This is a genomic window from Promicromonospora xylanilytica (assembly GCF_054782895.1).
The window spans coordinates 191,280-206,485 of record NZ_BAAGRP010000007.1 but is presented as its reverse complement, the minus strand read 5'-3'; the positions used below and the strand labels follow the sequence as shown (position 1 = coordinate 206,485).

The following is a 15,206-nucleotide window of genomic DNA, read 5'->3' as shown; positions in this document are numbered from 1 at the left end:
ACGGACCGGCCGCCGGCCCAGGGCTTGTGACGCCTCGCTACGGGACCAACCGATGCCGTCCCGAACCGAGCACCTGGGTCGCTCCGCCCGGCAGCGTCACGTCCGCGGTCGCGTTGACCGGAACGATGACGGTGACCTCTGGACCACCCCGGCGCCGTCGCCAGGCGACCTCGACCCGGCCTCGTGGAGTGTCCACGTGCGTACTCGCCCAGGCGAGGTTCCCGAACGCGCGTGGGGCGACGCGGAAACGGGCCCAGCCGGGCTCGAGTGGTTCGAGCCCGAGGACGCGGGCCAACATCCAGCTGACGGGTGAGGACAGCGTCGGGTCGTTGTGGCTGCGGGCGTCAGCCCGCCACTGTTCCCAGAGGGTCGTCGCACCGAGACTGCGCCAGTAGCCATAGCCGGGATAGTCCTCGGTGCTGAGGACGTCGAGCGCGAGGTCGGCGTGGCCGTGGTCGCTGAGCGCGTACGGGAGGGAGATCGTGCCGAACGACCCGGTGTCGAGGTGGCGGTCGTTGCGCTCGACCTCGGCCGCGAGCCGGTCTGCCACCGGACGGATCATGTCATCCGGCACCAGCCCCAGGTGCAGCGGGATCGCATTGCTCGTCTGCCGGTAGTCGACCGTCATTCCCGTCCGGTAGATCCCGGCGGCACGGTCCAGGTAGCGCTCGTTGAAGTCGTCGGTGAGCGCGGCCGCCCGACGGCGCCAGCTCCGGGCCTGGGCCTGATCGCCAGTCACCTCGGCGATGGCCGCGGCGTCCCGCAGGGTCTTGATCAGGTACGCGGCAGCCACCAGCGCAGTGCCCTCCGGCGCGTACGGGTTGCCGTCCTCACTGGGCGGGTACCAGTCGCCGAAGTTGTCCATGAGCTCCCCGTCCTGCTCCTGGAGTGCGGCGAGCAGGAGTTCGACGTAGCGGCGGACCGCCGGGTAGTGCCGCTCCGGCACGGTCCTGTCGCCGTGGTGCAGGTAATAGCGGCGGACCAGGTGCGGGTACGCGGCGGTCGTCGACGGGCTGGCGAGGAACGGCCACGGCGCGATCGGCGTGTAGACGCCGATGTTGCCGTCCGCGGTCTGGCCCACCCGGATGTCCTCGAGCCACTTGTCGAAGACGGTCGCGCTCTCCACACCGCACAGCTGGGTGGTGTCGGCCTGAAGCCCCTGGGCCAGCCAACCCATCTTGAGCAGGCCGGACGTGTCGGGATGGCCATGCATGCCGTTGCGGCTGGTCCGCGCCGCCGCGTCGACGACCCACTGCAGGACCGGCTGGTCGAGGCCTAGACCCATGGTCGGGTCCAGGTCGGAGCGGACAGGCACGGCGACCAGATCGGGTCGCTCGCTCATCCCGGTGACCTCGACGTACTGGAAGCTCTTGTACGCCCAGGACGGCTGCCAGTCGATCGGGCCCCCGGCAGCGAGGTACTCGTCGCGCTGCAGCCTGCCGGTGATCGAGGGATTCTCGACCCCGCCCGGGGCACCTGGGTCGATGCGCCCGTGCTCTCCGAGCTTCTCGTGCTGCAGGATGCTGACAACAGTGCCCTTGGCGGTCTGCCCTCGCAGCTGTACCCAGCCGGAGACGACCTCACCGAAGTCGTACAGCCAGACTCCCGGCTCCGGTTCGCGGACCGCGACGGGCTCGACGGGCCGGTGCGTGCGGATCGGCTGATGGGGGTAGGGCTCCAGACGGCCCTGCGGTGGCGGCACCTGCCGGGCGGCCGCCCAGCCGTCGTCGTCGTAGACCGCGGTGGTCCAGCCCTCCAGCTCACGTGCGCGTCGGGCGTCGTAGGTCTCCCCGGTGTAGAGGCCGTCGAACAGGGTCGGGCCCTCTGTCAGACGCCAGTCCGGGCCGCTGCCGACGACGACCTGCTGACCGTCGTCCAGCGTGACCTCCAGCTGGACGAGGATCTGGGGCTCGCTCGTCCACGGCTGCAGGTTGGTCCCGTCGGAGTCCGCGGCCCGGGTGGCGAAGAGTCCGCGTCCCACATCCACGCCGATCGCATTATCGCCGCGCCGGACCAGTCGGGTCACGTCATGGGTGGTGTAGAGCACGCGCCTCGTGTAGTCGGTGAAGGGCGGGGTCAACTGCTGATCGCTGACGGGGCGACCGTTGAGCATGGCCCGGCCGTGGCCCAGACCGACCAGATAGAGCCGCGCCGACACCGGGTTCCGGTCCAGCCGGAACGTATGCCGGAACCGCGGGTTGGGCGGCGGGTCGCCGGGCAGGGCGTACAGCCACCGGTCGAGCAGGTCGATCTCTTCGCCGTCGGCGACCGCGGTGCCGTGGGGGTATGGGCTGCCGTCCCGCTCGTTGCCGAGCCGGCCCTGCCAGGCGACCACGTCCGTGGGACTCGTGGCCCCCAGGTAGTACCGACCTTCACCCAGCGGCTCGGCCAGGTCCAGCCGGGCTTGCGCCTCACCGGCCCCGACGGTCATCCGTCCCCGGGCGAGCACCTCGCCTTCGGCCCGGTCCCGGCGCAGGACCAGGTCGACGTCGGCCGACTCGGCGGACACCGTGAGCAGGACGGCGACGGCGCTCATGGTGCCGGCGACGGCAAACGTCTGGCCGAGCTCATGACCCGGCAGGATCCTGTCGGGCGTGAAGCGCTCCGGCTCGAGGGTCCTGGTCGGCTGGGGAAGCACGGCACCGCTCCCGATCCAGGCTGCCTGCCAGGGTTCGTCGGGCAGTGCGGTCTCGAACCAGGCAGGCTGGCTCCACGGGCCGACCCGGCCGGCTTCGTCCCACACCCGTACCGTCCACCGGTGGCGGGTCCGGGGCCGGAGCGTCGGTCCGGCATAGCTGATCGCACTCTGGTCCGCCGACTCGACTCGGCCGGAGTCCCAGACCTCGACGGGCGCTCCCGCGACCGGGGACTCGGTCACCCGGAGCTGGTACGCCGACTGCCGGCGGTCGTGACCGGACCCGCGCAGCCGCCAGCCGAATCGAGGCGGCCGGACCCCGACCCCGAGCGGATCCGACAGGTGCTCGGTCGTCAGCCGATCGGCGCGGAGCGACCGGCCGTCAGCCCACGCCGTGCCCGGCACCGCGTAAGCGGCCGCGACCGCGCCCGCGGTCCCGGCCAGGAACGTCCTGCGTGACACCGTCACGTCGTCCTCCGATGCATCATCACGTACCCGGTCAGTGCCTTGGTGCGCTCGACGCGCACGCCCCCTGCGTAGTCGCGCACACCCGGCGTCGTCGCGGGAGTGCTGCGTGCAGGTGCCCACGATCCTGGTGAGACCTCGCCTGCCGGGCATCCGCTCCACGACGCAACCGGGGCTACGCCGGCCGACGTAGGCAGAGTTCGCCCCTGGCGCTCGAACCCCGGCGACGGCACGCCGCGGCCTGCGCGGAATCAGGCCCTGGGCGGTACGGGGCTTGTCCAACGGCCGCCAGTGCAGGAATTGAACAGGGCACGCGGGTACCGGAGGTAGGGTCCGGCTGTCGTCAGCCGGACTGCTCAACCGCGCTTTGAAACGGCATCCTTCACGACCTGCCACATTTCATAGTTCCCGCATTCTGCCGTGATCTCGGCCGTCTCCTGAGCTGCGGCGAAGAAATCGTTCGCGATCGGCGAGGTGCGTGACTCCGCCATCGCGACGAACACCTGATCCGGCGCCAGATCTGCGACGGGTACATAACTGATATCTGGACGGGAGTAGAACACCGTCTCAGAACGCCCCACGAACGATATGCCGCGGCCGGCCGCGACGTGCTCGAGCTTCTCCTCCACTCCGCGCACCCGGAGTCCGGAGTCGGGGTGCGGGCGCCTGGTGGGCTGCGTGCTCGGGCCGGCATGCCAGATCAGCGGCTCACCGGCGAGGTCTGCCTCGGCCACCTCCTCCTTGCCGGCCAGCCGGTGGTCCGTGGGCAGCGCCACCATGAGCGGCTCGGGGTACAGCGGGCTCAGGCGCAGGCCGGTCTCGTCGATGGGCAGCCGCACGTAGGCGACGTCGACGCGGCCGTCGAGCAGCATCGGGGCCTGGTCGTCCCACTCCATGCGCTGCACGTCCACGACCACGTCAGGATGCCGGGCCTCGAACACTCTGGTCGCCGGGATGACCGGGATACCGGCCCGAAAGCCGACCACCAGCCGCTTGCTGCCGTGGGCGGTCACGGACACGCGGCGCTGGACCGCATGCGCGGAGGCGAGCAGCGGACCCGCGTCGTCCAGCAGCTGGCGGCCCGCATCGGTCAGCGTGACACCGTGGCTGTTCCTGGTGAACAGCGAAGCGCCGAGATCCTGTTCCAGCGCGCGGATCTGGCGGCTGAGCGCCGGTTGCGCGATGTGCAGCTGCTCGGCCGCGCGGCCGAAGTGCAGCCGGTCGGCGACGGCCACGAAGTAGCGCAGCTTGCGCAGGTCCAGATCCATGGGGCCTCCCGTTCCGGCAATGCCTCGAGGGTATCACCGCGGCTGAAACAGGTCTTGGACACACGATCAGGCCAGTGGCATCGTTCATCGGGCCGAGAGAAATCGGCAAAAGAATTCGGTACAGGAATTCGGGATCGGCATGTGATGGCAAGGCCCAGAAATCGGGATGCGCACATCATTATCCGGGCTCATTCGCTCCCGTCTCGAAAAACCGTCAACTCAAAGGAGTGACCGTGGGAAAGCTCGATGGCAAGGTCGCGGTGATCACCGGTGGATCCACCGGGATGGCGCTGGCCGGGGCCAAGCTGTTCGTCGAGGAAGGCGCGCACGTCTTCATCCAGGCCCGGCGGCAGGAAGCGCTCGACGACGCCGTCCGGCTGATCGGTCGCAACGTCACCGCTGTCCAGGGTGACGCGTCTGACCTGGACGATCTGGAGCGCCTGTACGACACCGTCAAGAGGGAGAAGGGCTCGATCGACGTGCTGTGGGCCAGCGCCGGGTTCGGCGAACCCGGCGTCCTCGGCGAGATCACCGAGGAGCAGTTCGAACGCTCCTTCTCGCTCAACGTGCGCGGCACCCTGTTCACCGTGCAGAAGGCGCTGCCGCTGATCAACGACCACGGCTCGATCCTCATGACCGGTTCCAACGCCTCGCTCGGTGCCTTCCCCGGCTGGAGCCTCTACGCGGGAAGCAAGGCGGTCCAGCAGGCCTGGGCGCGTGTCTGGCTCAACGAGCTGCGGGACCGCAAGATCCGGGTGAACGTCCTGACCCCCGGCCAGGTCGGCACCGCCAAGCAGGAAGAGCTCTTCGACGAGGCGACGAGGGCCGCATTCGAGTCCCTCATTCCCCGCGGAACGATGGGCCGTCCCGAGGAGATCGCCACCATCGCCCTGTTCCTCGCCTCCGACGACTCCAGCTACGTCAACGGTCTGGAACTCGTCGCCGACGGCGGCACGACCGCCATCTGAACCACACACGAACGAGAGTCATGGCGGCCCTGAGGGACGGGCGCCTCGAGAACAGGAAGAGGCACGGCTCATGAGCAGCATCACCTTCATCGGTGCGGGGAACATGGCCCGCACGATCGGCACGCTCGCGGTAGCGGGCGGCAACACCGTCGAGGTCATGGCGCGCGATCAGGCCAAGGCCGTTGCGCTGGCCGAGGCACTGGGGGGCGGCACCACGGCGGGTAGGTGGGGCGCCGTCCCGGCCGGGGACATCGTCGTCACGGCGGTGTTGTACGACGGCGTCGTCTCCACCGTCGCCGAGTACGGGGACGCCCTCGCAGGCAAGACCATCGTCGACATCAGCAACCCCTTCAATGCCGCTTTCGACGGGCTGGCCCACAGCGAGCCGACGTCGATCGCCGAGGAGGTCGCCAAGATCGCCCCGGCCGACGCCACGGTCTTCAAGGCCTTCAACACCATCTTCCGCGGCGTCCTGGAGAGCGGCCGGCCCGACGTCTTCTTCGCGGGTGACGATTCGCAGGCCAAGTCGGACGTGGCGGTGTTCATCAAGAGCCTCGGACTGCGCCCGCTGGATGTCGGCGGCCTGAAGATGGCGCACTGGCTGGAAGGAGCGGGCGTGCTCACGGTAGGCCTCGCGGGCAACGGGATCGGCCACGGGAACTTCGCCCTGGGCGTCAACGAGTTCACCGGCTGATCCTCCGGACCGACCGGTCACCGAACAAGGCGGTGATCGAGCGCACCGGCCGGTTGTGACCACGAAGAGACGACCACCCAGGAAAGAGAGCACTCACCATGAGCACCATCAGCTTCATCGGCCTCGGGGGCATGGCCCATGCCATCGCCTCACGCGCGGTATCGGGCGGCCACTCCGTCCAGCTCATCGGCCGCGACCCGGCCAAGGCCAAGGGCCTGGCCGCCGAGATCGGCGCAGGGGCGACGGCGGGAACCTTCGGCACCGTCCCGGTGGGCGACCTCGTCGTCCTCGCCGTGCCGTACACCAGCGCGGTGCCGGTCGTCGCCCAGTACGGGGACGCGCTGGCCGGCAAGGTCATCATCGACATCTCCAACACCTTCGACGCCGACGCCACCGGGCTGCTCACTCCCGACGGCACGTCCGGCGCCCAGGAGATCGCCAAGGCCGTGCCGGCGACCACGCACGTCGTGAAGGCGTTCAACACCGTCTTCGGCCACGTCCTGGTCCAGGAGCGACCGCTGGACGTGTTCTTCGCCGGAGACGACGCACGGGCCAAGGCGGACGTGTCGGCATTCATCGAGAGCCTCGGGCTGCGACCCCTCGATGTGGGCGGCCTGGAGATGTCCCGCTGGCTGGAAGGGGTCGGGCCCCTGCTGATGGGTCTGGCCCGCAACGGCGCAGGCACGTTCGACGTCGCCCTCGGCGTCACGCTCCCCGCCTGAACGCCCTCACAACACCCGTTCCTCCCGCGCCACCCACAAGGAGCACCAGCATGCACGTCTTCGTCACCGGCGGGACCGGCCATTCCGGTTCGCACATCATTCCCGAGCTCGTCGCCGCCGGGCACGAGGTGACCGGCCTGGCACGGTCGGACACGGCCGCCACGGTGCTGTTCGCACTCGGCGCGAAGGTCCGCCGCGGCGACCTCCAGGACCTCGACGGGCTCAAGGAGGCGGCCGCGGACTCGGACGGCGTCATCCACGTCGCGCACAGGCAGGACCTGCTGCCGTCCGGCGGGATCGACGCCGTGGCCGCCGCGGAGCTCCCGATCATGCTCAAGTACGGCGAGGCGCTCGCGGGAACCGGAAAGCCGCTGGTCGCGGCGGGGAGCATCGGCTCGCCCGGGAACGGGGGAGACAACCTGGGCCGGCCGGCCACCGAGGAGGACCCGGCCCTTCCCGTGGGCGCCGAGCACAAGGGCACGCTGCGAGCTCGCAATGTCGTGGAGACCGCGGTCATCGGCCTTGCGGAGCGGGGAGTGCGATCTTCCGTCGTGCGGATCGCCAACATCGCGCACAGCACGACCGACCGGGCCGGCTTCCTCCTCACGCTGATCGCCCTGGCGAAGGAGAAGGGCGTCGCCGGCTACCCCGGAGACGGCGCGAACCTGTGGAACGCCGTGCACGCCCGCGACGCCGCCTCCCTGTTCCGCCTCGCGTTGGAGAAGGGCGACGCCGGCAAGTACTGGCACGCGGTGGGGGACGGGGGCATCCCGGTCCGCGAGATCGCCGAGGCCATCGGCAGCAGGCTGGGCCTGCCCGCGGTGAGCGTGCCTCTGGACGAGCTGATGCTGCCGGGCCACTTCGGTTTTCTCACGAACGTGGTCACGCAGAGCTACCCGGCGTCCAACCTCATCACGCGCCGAACCCTCGGCTGGGAACCCGCTCAGCCCGGCCTGCTCGCCGACCTGGACAACGGCCACTACTTCCCGTCGACTGACGGCCCCGCCATCTGAGGTTCGAGAACATGACAACTGTGGGATTCATCGGAAGCGGGTCCATCGGCAGCACCGTCGCGCGGCCCCACAGCTTGCGGGGCGCGACGTAGGCCGCCGTGAGCATGCCACCGGCCCGCTCGCACCATCCATGTGCAACCAAAGAGTTGCGCGTCTGGCTCGGTAGTGCAACCATAAAGTTGCACGTAACCGAAGGAGGACGTCATGGAACCGATGGGCAGGCTCCGCGGCAGGACACACATGGTCCTTGTCGTCTTGTTCTTGGGGGCATTCGCGATGGGCAGCGCAGAGCTGCTCGTTATGGGGATGCTCGACCTGATCGCGGCCGACCTGGCCGTCTCGATCCCAGCGGCCGGCGCGCTGGTCACCGCCTTCGCGTTGGGTATGGCATTCGGCGGCCCGTTGCTCGCGCTCGTGACCGCGCACTTGGACCGTAGAGCGGTACTGGTCGGTGCGGTGGCGGCGTTCGCGCTGCTCAACCTGATGCCGGTACTGGTAGCCGACCACACGTTGTTCCTCGTCGCGCGCGCCGGGGTCGGGGCAACAGAGGGCCTGTTCGTCGCCGCGGCTCTGACAGCACCGGAGGGTGTCGTGCCGCGGGATCGTGCCGGCCGCGCGATGGGTGTGGTGATCACCGGCTTCGCTGCCGCGAGCGCTCTCGGCATGCCGCTCGCGTCATTGTTGGGGCGGGAATTCGGGTGGCGTGCGTCGTTCGTGGGCCTGGCGGTCATCGGGGTCGGGGTCATGCTCGCCGCCATGCTGGTCCTACCTCCGGTCCCGGCATCGGGCGTGGGCCAGACGGCCGTCGCCCAGCTGCGCCACGCGTTCGCACCGCGGGTGCTCGCCGTGTTGGCGCTGTGCTGCCTCGTCTTCGCAGGCGTCCAGTCGGCCCTGACGTACCTGGTGCCGTACCTGGGCGACGTCACAAGGGTCACCGGCCCGGCGGTGGTGGGTGTGCTGTTCGCATTCGGGGTGGCGACGACCGTGGGCTCCGCGGCAGGATCCCGCTTCGCCGACGCTCACGCCGCGCGCGCCCTGCAGTGGGGGACGATCGGGCTGACGGTCTCGCTGCTGGTCATGTTCCTCTTCGGTGGGCAGGTCGCGGTCGCTGTGCTGGCAATCGTCGGTGTGGGACTGTTCGCCATGGGGATGGCGCCTGCCATGCAGAGCCGGGTGATGAGCCTGGCCGGACCCGGAGCGGCCCTCGCGGCCTCACTGCCGGCGTCCGCCAGCAACGCCGGGGACGCGGTCGGTGCCCTGCTCGGGGGCGCAGCGATCGGGCACGCGGGTCTTGCCGCCGCCGTCTTCGCGGGAGCCGTGGTCGCGACGACCGCAGTGGTTGTGGCCATCGCGACCGGCCGGCTCCGCCCGGAGGCTCCCGCCACAGAGGCCGCCCACCGGACCGCCAAGCCGCTCGCCGCACGCAGCTAGTCTGGTTGAGGAAGGGACGAACGACATGACCGACAATCCGCTATCCGTCGCCGAGCAGGACACGTTCACCGTGCGCCGCACGATCCGGATCGCCGCTCCGGTGGAGAAGGTGTGGATCGCCGTCACCGAGCCGGAGCACATCTCCAGCTGGTTCGGGCGAACGGTGCTCGTCGGAGACGGCACCGGAGCCCACGGCACCGTCACGTGGCCGGACGAACCAGCCATCCCGATCCGTGTCGAGGAGGTCGACGCGCCGCGAACCATCTCCTACCGGTGGTGCAACGACGAGGGCGCCGAGTCCGTCCCGAGCGAGGTCGACACCGCACACTCGACGGTGTTCACCTTCACCCTCGAGCCGGTGGCCGGCGGTACACAGCTCACCGTGGTCGAGACAGGGTTCGAAACCACCAGTGATCCCGCCGGCAACCTTGAGAGCCACCGCCTCGGCTGGGACGAACAGCTGGACCGGCTGGTCGAGGCGACGGAGGCGCTGCGATGAAGGAGGCGCTGGTTCCGATGTGCGCTGCGCTCGGTGACGAGAACCGCTGGAGCATCCTGACCAGACTGGGTGAGGGCCCAGTGTCCGCGTCGACGCTGGCCGCCACGTTGCCCATCAGCCGCCAGGCGATCGCCAAGCACCTTGGGATCCTCCATCGGGTTGGGCTGGTGGAGCCGGAGCCGGTGGGTCGTGAGGTGCGATATCGCGTTCTGGGCTCGGAGCTCAGCGCCACTGCCAGACGCCTCGAAGTCATCGGCACGGCCTGGGAGCGACGCCTCCTGGACATCAAGGGGATCGCGGAAGACCTCTGATGGCCCCGCGCGCCTCGGCCCTCAACGGTGCCGGCCTGCCCCGCGGCGCCGACAGGGCAGCTTACGAGGGTGAGGTCGAGTGCGCCGGCGCGGCGTGCAGGCGATGGACTACAGCTATGTGCTGATGGATCTGACCGTTCGGGGACGCCAGGAATCCTGGGAGGACTCAGCTCTCCTCGCCGCCCACACCCAGGTCACGCCCAACGCCACCACGAGCAGCCCGAACGCCCCTCCGACCGCCACCCGCAGCCCGAACACCGCGAGCAGGCCACTGGAGAAGATCACCCCGAGCGAGGTGGCTGTCCGGAGCAGCGCGAACAGCTCGGTCCTCCGATCGGGCCGAGCGAGCTTGTCCAGCGCCAGCGAGTAGAACGTCCCGAGCACGGGCAGGAAGAACCCGATCACCGCAGCCCCCGCAAGGGTCAGCGCGAGGTGCCCGCCGAACAGCACCAGTCCGGAACCAGCCGTCGTCGCCGCGAGGTGGACCACCACGCCACGAGGCGTGGACATGCGGTTCCGAACGCTCACCCACACGCCGCCTGCCACCGACCCCGCACACAGCACGAGGGCGAAGAGGAACGCCCACCGCGCCTCCAGGCCGAAGGAGAGCGCGAAGGAGACGGCTCCGACCTCGACGGCGGCGACCACGGCTCCACCCGCAGTCGCGCACAGCAACCATACGAGTGCGGTCCGCGGGATTCGCCCGCGGGCGCTGCGGTCCGACCGGTCGGCGGGCGGGGTCCGAGCCTCGGGGATGCTCGGGAGCAGGAACAGGGGCCCGACGCCGAGCACGGTCACCGTCGCCATGGCCAACACCGGTGAGACCGCACCGATCGTGGAGGCGAGCACCGGGGCCAGCGCGAACGTCACCTCGTTCAGCGTGGCGGCGACGCCCAGCGCGCGGGGGAGGCCGAGCGGCGCCACAAGGTAGTTGAGCAGGAATCGCTGGTAGCCGTACGCGGCACCATTGACGGCTCCTGCCGCTATGACTGCCAGCAGGAGCAACGGGAACGCGACCTCCAGCGCCGCCAGCACGGTCGCGGCGGCGAGCGCGACCGCCCGGACGGCGATGAGCACGCGCAGGTAGCGCACGCCGTTGAACCGGTTGCCCAGGCGGGTGACGGGAACGGCGAAGAGGATCTGCGCGGCCGTCATGGCGAGGACCATTGCGGCCCCGGACCGGGCCGAACCCGTCACGGGGAGCGCCACCAACGCGAACACGATGGGCGCCGCGGCCTGCGGCACGCCGAACGTCCCGTAGCCGGCCTGCCAGCGCGCCACGTCCCATCGGGAGCGCCGCGTCGTCGTCTCCAGTTCCGGCGTGCTCGCCGGGGTCCGGGTCATCAGCGCCTCGTGTTCCTCGTGTTCATAGAGTGGCCGTGCGGTCGCCTCGTGGACCGATCGCATGGTTGAGCACTATATTGCCCGTCTTGAGCGAATGTCGATGTGATGTGAAACGAGGGGCGCATGGCCGAGCGGATACGACCCGAGGTAGCGGTCCTCGTGGGCAGACGCATCCGTTCGCTCCGGTCCGGCGCGGGGCTGACTGTCACGCGGCTCGGTGAGCTCAGCGACGTCAGTCGGCGCATGCTCACCCAGATCGAGCTCGGCCAGGCGAACCCCAGCCTCGCGACTGTCGACCGGATCGCCTCGGCGCTCGGGACGACGTTCCCCGCGCTGGTCGGCCTGCTCGGCGATCCGTCACCTGACGGGGTCGAGGTGTGGTCGACGTCGAACGGAAGCTGGGCCTACCTGCTCAAGGCCACCGAGACGCCGCATGTCTCGGTGGAGCTGTGGAAGTGGCACATCACCGGCGGTGACACCTATCGAACGGCACCGGAGGCGGGCGCGCCCGACTCCATGGTGCACGTGGTGCGCGGCCGTCTCCGGGTGCGGTCGGACGCGATCGAGCTGCCCGTGGACGAGCTGGAGTCGGCGCGGATCGCGGGCAGCGCGCCGTGCGTGTTCGAGGCGGCCTCGGACGAGGCCGACTTCCTGTGGGTCGTCACGATTCCCCGGGTGGGCTGAGGGCCGAGCATCTGGGCGACGCTGGTGGACGAGCGCGCCAACACGGAGGCTTGCCCGGTTGCGCGGCCGGTGAGGTAGGCGCTGGGGTGCGAGTGGTCCGGGACGTCCGTACGGTCTTGAGATGAGCAGAGCCGCCCGGGCCGTCGATCGTGCGATTGCGACGTACCAGCGGCACGTCTCACCGCGGAAAGGCTGGCGGTGCGCCTACGGCGTCCTTTACGACGGCGCCGGATGCTCGGGTGCGGTGCGGGACCTGCTCTCCCGAAAGGGCATCATCCGGGGTGCCGTGCCCACGGCGGTGCGCTTTCTCGCGTGCTACCAGGCAGCCAGGGTGTTGGCCATGGCTGACGTGCAAGGCGTGTGCTGCTGCGGGCCCATCCCGATCCCGTTCGGGTGGAGGTCGCCCCGCGGCCAGTGATCTTCGAGGGGCACCCGAGGTCGCATCACTGACACCGGTATCGCCGATTGGTTGCGAGCCCACGAAATCTCCGCGCGGCAGTCGCGGACAAGGTGAGCTGGCCCGAACGGTACGACCCGCGAACATCGGCGTCCATGCGCTCAACGACATCGACGTGCAGGCGCCACCGGACGTGGTGTGGTGACTGTTGATCGACGCCGAGAACTGGTCGAGTGACGGTCGGATTTCCCATGACCGTGACCCTGACCCTGACCGAGTACGAGCCGTTCCGCAGACTCTCCTGGCAGATGATGGTGGACGGCGACGAGACCGGTTCCACCGCGTACCACGGCTGGGTCATCACACCCACCTACCAGGGATGCCACGTGCTGACCGAGGAGACGCAGCAGGGCCCGTTCTTCCTCGAGGAGCTGGGACGCAAGAATCCGGGCGCGCTCTACCGCTATCACCAGGACTGGGTCGAACGCCTCGCCCGCTGTCCCAACTGATGTGGCTGATCGAGCACCGCGAGGAGCCGAGGTCCGCGCTCTGACCCGTGAAGCGCCCCGGCCGTGCGAGCGGTCGGGGCTCTCGGGCCGTTCGGCACTACATCCCGTGCCGCGGGCCGGTGACGACAGTGCCTACGACGTCGTCACCCGAATCACCGAAGGCGGCCCACAGCAGTTCGATCCCGCGCACCCGACGACGTCGCCACGGCGGTCCCGTGGGTGGTGGCCTCGGACCAGGCGAGCTATGTGCAGGGTGCGACGATCGCTCTCGACGGCGGGATCGTCGGCAGCTGTCTGACGGTTGTCCCAGCTGTCAGCGTGGAGGAGTCTGTTCTGGATGCATGTGGCGCGCGATGAGTCATGACCGAGATCCGAGCAACGACGACCTTGCGCAGGACCGTTCCGAGTCCTCCGGAAGCAGTTTCCTGACGCACGTTTACCATTCCCTCATGTCTGACCTCAAGGCCACATACCTGGCGTACCTGGACGCTCTGAACGACCGTCGCTTCGGCGACCTGACCGAGTTCGTCCACGATGACCTCACCTACAACGGCAAGATGCTCACCCGCCAGGAGTACGCCGACATGATCGCCGCGGACGTGCAGGCCGTGCCGGATCTGCACTTTGACGCACATCTGTTCACCAGCGGCGATGACCTGATCTCCGCCCGGCTCTGGTTCGAGTGCACCCCGACCGGAGCGCTCTTCGGGCTCTGGCCAACGGGCCAACGCGTCTCGTTCGCCGAACACGTCTTCTACCGGTTCCGGGACGGGCGTATCGCGGAGGTCTGGTCCCTCATCGATCGTGACGCGGTCAGAGACCAATACGCCGGCTGACTTCGGCCGTCGTGCGGACAAGAGGTGGGAAAAGGTGGGCGGTTCAAGGCCTAGAAACCCTTCAGGCCCGGGATTCGTTGGAATCCCGGGCCTGATCTGTCGGGCTGACAGTGTGTGATCTCAGGACATCGGAATGGGGTGTCTCGGGTCATCGGAATGGGCGTGTCTCGGGACATCGGCATACCAGGGCCGGTACACCCCCGGCCATGTCCACCAGGAAGCTCGTGATCACGGCCGTGCTGGCCGGTTCGTCGCAGTCCGAGGCCGCCCGCCGTTACGGCGTCTCCCAGGGCTGGGTCTCAGACCACCGTCTCCCGAGCCACCGTCCACCGGGTCCTGACTCGTGAAGGCACCATCACTCCCGAGCACAGAAAACGCCCCCGGTCCTCCTATATCCGCTTCCAGGCCGACCAGCCGAACGAGACCTGGTAGTCCGACTTCACCCACTACCGGCTGGTCACACACGCGGGCCGCCCGGGACCCGACGTCGAGATCATCACCTGGCTGGACGACCACTCCCGCTACGTGCTGCACGCCACCGCCCACCAGCGCATCACCGCACTCGTCGTGCTGAACACCTTCCGACAGGCCTGTGACCAGCACGGATACCCCGCATCGGTCCTGACCGACAACGGCATGGTCTACACCGTCCGCTACGCCGGCGGCCGCGGTGGACGCAGCTACCTCCAGCACGAGCTACGCCGCCTGAACATCGTCCAGAAGAACGGCCGGCCGAACGACCCCACCACCCAGGGCAAGGTCGAACGCTTCCAGCAGACCATGAAGAAGTTGCTCCGCGCCCAGCCGATCCAGCCGACCACGACCACCGAGCTGCAAGCGCTGATCGACACCTTCGTCGACGAGTACAACCACCGCCGCCCCCACCGATCACTGCCCCACCGCCAGACCCCGACCACCGCCTACCAGGCCCGCCCCAAGGCCACTCCGAACACCGACCGCACCACCGACACCCATGACCGGGTCCGCCACGACCGCGTCTCGACCGCCGGAACCATCACCCTGCGGCACAACGGCACGCTCTACCGGATCGGGATCGGCAAGACCTACGCCCGAACCTACGTCCTAGCCCTGGTCCAAGACCTCGACATCCGCATCATCAACGCCGCTACCGGCGAGATCCTCCGCGACCTCACCCTCGACCCGACTCGGATCTACCAGGGCACAGGCAGACCACCCGGCCCTGCCCGGAAATAACGAATGGCCTGAACCTACGATCCGTAGGTTCAGGCCATTCCGATGTCCTGCGACATCACACTGTCGGGCTGACAGGATTTGAACCTGCGACCCCTTGACCCCCAGTCAAGTGCGCTACCAAGCTGCGCCACAGCCCGCGGCGTTCCTGAGCAAGCTCAAGAGTACCGGTGTGGTCCCCGTGGGGACGACCGAAATACTACCCCACCTCCGGCCAT

The 15,206-nt window shown here is 69.1% G+C and carries 16 protein-coding genes and 1 tRNA gene; 13 read left to right on the top strand and 4 right to left on the bottom strand.

What is annotated here, in order from left to right; translation table 11 throughout:
* Positions 1-37: 37 nt before the first annotated feature.
* Entirely contained in the window at positions 38-3,103 is a 3,066-nt protein-coding gene (locus tag ACYVK7_RS08740) for a family 78 glycoside hydrolase catalytic domain (protein WP_460887304.1), read from the bottom strand.
* A 353-nt stretch (positions 3,104-3,456) separates the two neighbouring features.
* On the bottom strand, positions 3,457-4,368 hold the full coding sequence (locus ACYVK7_RS08735) for a LysR family transcriptional regulator (RefSeq protein ID WP_460887303.1): 912 nt from the start codon (positions 4,366-4,368) through the stop codon (positions 3,457-3,459).
* Between the two features lie 233 nt (positions 4,369-4,601).
* Between ACYVK7_RS08735 and ACYVK7_RS08730 the strand changes: the two genes are divergently transcribed.
* The 7 genes from ACYVK7_RS08730 (at position 4,602) to ACYVK7_RS08700 (ending at position 10,006) form a co-directional block, all read left to right on the top strand.
* Positions 4,602-5,336: an SDR family NAD(P)-dependent oxidoreductase gene (locus ACYVK7_RS08730; protein WP_460887302.1), complete on the top strand. Its 735-nt coding sequence runs from the start codon at positions 4,602-4,604 to the stop codon at positions 5,334-5,336.
* Between the two features lie 70 nt (positions 5,337-5,406).
* A complete protein-coding gene (locus tag ACYVK7_RS08725; protein WP_460887301.1) occupies positions 5,407-6,030 on the top strand; it encodes an NADPH-dependent F420 reductase in 624 nt (207 codons plus the stop codon).
* A 98-nt stretch (positions 6,031-6,128) separates the two neighbouring features.
* Positions 6,129-6,752 carry an NADPH-dependent F420 reductase gene (locus ACYVK7_RS08720; protein ID WP_460887300.1) on the top strand — a complete coding sequence of 208 codons (624 nt, stop codon included), beginning with the start codon at positions 6,129-6,131 and terminating at the stop codon, positions 6,750-6,752.
* 50 nt (positions 6,753-6,802) lie between these two features.
* Positions 6,803-7,765 carry an SDR family oxidoreductase gene (locus ACYVK7_RS08715; protein WP_460887299.1) on the top strand — a complete coding sequence of 321 codons (963 nt, stop codon included), beginning with the start codon at positions 6,803-6,805 and terminating at the stop codon, positions 7,763-7,765.
* Between the two features lie 240 nt (positions 7,766-8,005).
* Positions 8,006-9,196, top strand: coding sequence for an MFS transporter (locus ACYVK7_RS08710; RefSeq protein ID WP_460887298.1), 1,191 nt, complete (start codon positions 8,006-8,008; stop codon positions 9,194-9,196).
* A 25-nt stretch (positions 9,197-9,221) separates the two neighbouring features.
* Positions 9,222-9,695 (top strand): SRPBCC domain-containing protein, encoded by a 474-nt coding sequence (locus ACYVK7_RS08705; RefSeq protein ID WP_460887297.1) that lies wholly within the window; start codon positions 9,222-9,224, stop codon positions 9,693-9,695.
* On the top strand, positions 9,692-10,006 hold the full coding sequence (locus ACYVK7_RS08700; protein WP_460887296.1) for an ArsR/SmtB family transcription factor: 315 nt from the start codon (positions 9,692-9,694) through the stop codon (positions 10,004-10,006). Before ACYVK7_RS08705 ends, ACYVK7_RS08700 begins: the two co-directional genes overlap by 4 nt.
* A 114-nt stretch (positions 10,007-10,120) precedes the next feature.
* Here ACYVK7_RS08700 and ACYVK7_RS08695 read toward each other — a convergent pair whose 3' ends face one another.
* Positions 10,121-11,350: an MFS transporter gene (locus tag ACYVK7_RS08695; protein ID WP_460887295.1), complete on the bottom strand. Its 1,230-nt coding sequence runs from the start codon at positions 11,348-11,350 to the stop codon at positions 10,121-10,123.
* A gap of 123 nt (positions 11,351-11,473) precedes the next feature.
* On the opposite strand from ACYVK7_RS08695, the gene ACYVK7_RS08690 reads away from it, so the two are divergent.
* From ACYVK7_RS08690 to ACYVK7_RS08665, 6 genes are all read left to right on the top strand, one after another.
* On the top strand, positions 11,474-12,034 hold the full coding sequence (locus ACYVK7_RS08690) for a helix-turn-helix domain-containing protein (protein WP_460887294.1): 561 nt from the start codon (positions 11,474-11,476) through the stop codon (positions 12,032-12,034).
* Between the two features lie 121 nt (positions 12,035-12,155).
* Positions 12,156-12,452 (top strand): membrane protein insertion efficiency factor YidD, encoded by a 297-nt coding sequence (gene yidD, locus ACYVK7_RS08685; RefSeq protein ID WP_460887293.1) that lies wholly within the window; start codon positions 12,156-12,158, stop codon positions 12,450-12,452.
* A gap of 230 nt (positions 12,453-12,682) precedes the next feature.
* The gene (locus ACYVK7_RS08680) at positions 12,683-12,940 is read left to right on the top strand and encodes an SRPBCC family protein (protein WP_460887292.1); all 258 of its coding nucleotides are present in this window, start codon (positions 12,683-12,685) and stop codon (positions 12,938-12,940) included.
* 341 nt (positions 12,941-13,281) lie between these two features.
* Positions 13,282-13,776, top strand: coding sequence for an ester cyclase (locus tag ACYVK7_RS08675; protein WP_460887291.1), 495 nt, complete (start codon positions 13,282-13,284; stop codon positions 13,774-13,776).
* Positions 13,777-13,982: 206 nt separating this feature from the next.
* A complete protein-coding gene (locus tag ACYVK7_RS08670) occupies positions 13,983-14,123 on the top strand; it encodes a hypothetical protein (RefSeq protein ID WP_460887290.1) in 141 nt (46 codons plus the stop codon).
* 106 nt (positions 14,124-14,229) lie between these two features.
* On the top strand, positions 14,230-14,991 hold the full coding sequence (locus tag ACYVK7_RS08665) for an integrase core domain-containing protein (protein ID WP_460887907.1): 762 nt from the start codon (positions 14,230-14,232) through the stop codon (positions 14,989-14,991).
* Between the two features lie 63 nt (positions 14,992-15,054).
* On the opposite strand, the gene ACYVK7_RS08660 is transcribed toward ACYVK7_RS08665, so the two are convergent.
* Positions 15,055-15,128: transfer RNA gene (locus tag ACYVK7_RS08660), tRNA-Pro, on the bottom strand.
* Between the last annotated feature and the right edge of the window lie 78 nt (positions 15,129-15,206).

Coding starts and splice junctions, on each gene's coding strand:
- ACYVK7_RS08725 (WP_460887301.1), top strand. CDS start 5,407: ATGAGCAGCATCACCTTCATCGGTGCGGGGAACATGGCCCGCACGATC.
- yidD (WP_460887293.1), top strand. CDS start 12,156: ATGAGCAGAGCCGCCCGGGCCGTCGATCGTGCGATTGCGACGTACCAG.
- ACYVK7_RS08690 (WP_460887294.1), top strand. CDS start 11,474: ATGGCCGAGCGGATACGACCCGAGGTAGCGGTCCTCGTGGGCAGACGC.
- ACYVK7_RS08720 (WP_460887300.1), top strand. CDS start 6,129: ATGAGCACCATCAGCTTCATCGGCCTCGGGGGCATGGCCCATGCCATC.
- ACYVK7_RS08680 (WP_460887292.1), top strand. CDS start 12,683: ATGACCGTGACCCTGACCCTGACCGAGTACGAGCCGTTCCGCAGACTC.
- ACYVK7_RS08670 (WP_460887290.1), top strand. CDS start 13,983: ATGTCCACCAGGAAGCTCGTGATCACGGCCGTGCTGGCCGGTTCGTCG.
- ACYVK7_RS08710 (WP_460887298.1), top strand. CDS start 8,006: ATGGTCCTTGTCGTCTTGTTCTTGGGGGCATTCGCGATGGGCAGCGCA.
- ACYVK7_RS08695 (WP_460887295.1), bottom strand. CDS start 11,350: ATGACCCGGACCCCGGCGAGCACGCCGGAACTGGAGACGACGACGCGG.
- ACYVK7_RS08715 (WP_460887299.1), top strand. CDS start 6,803: ATGCACGTCTTCGTCACCGGCGGGACCGGCCATTCCGGTTCGCACATC.
- ACYVK7_RS08675 (WP_460887291.1), top strand. CDS start 13,282: ATGTGGCGCGCGATGAGTCATGACCGAGATCCGAGCAACGACGACCTT.
- ACYVK7_RS08735 (WP_460887303.1), bottom strand. CDS start 4,368: ATGGATCTGGACCTGCGCAAGCTGCGCTACTTCGTGGCCGTCGCCGAC.
- ACYVK7_RS08705 (WP_460887297.1), top strand. CDS start 9,222: ATGACCGACAATCCGCTATCCGTCGCCGAGCAGGACACGTTCACCGTG.
- ACYVK7_RS08700 (WP_460887296.1), top strand. CDS start 9,692: ATGAAGGAGGCGCTGGTTCCGATGTGCGCTGCGCTCGGTGACGAGAAC.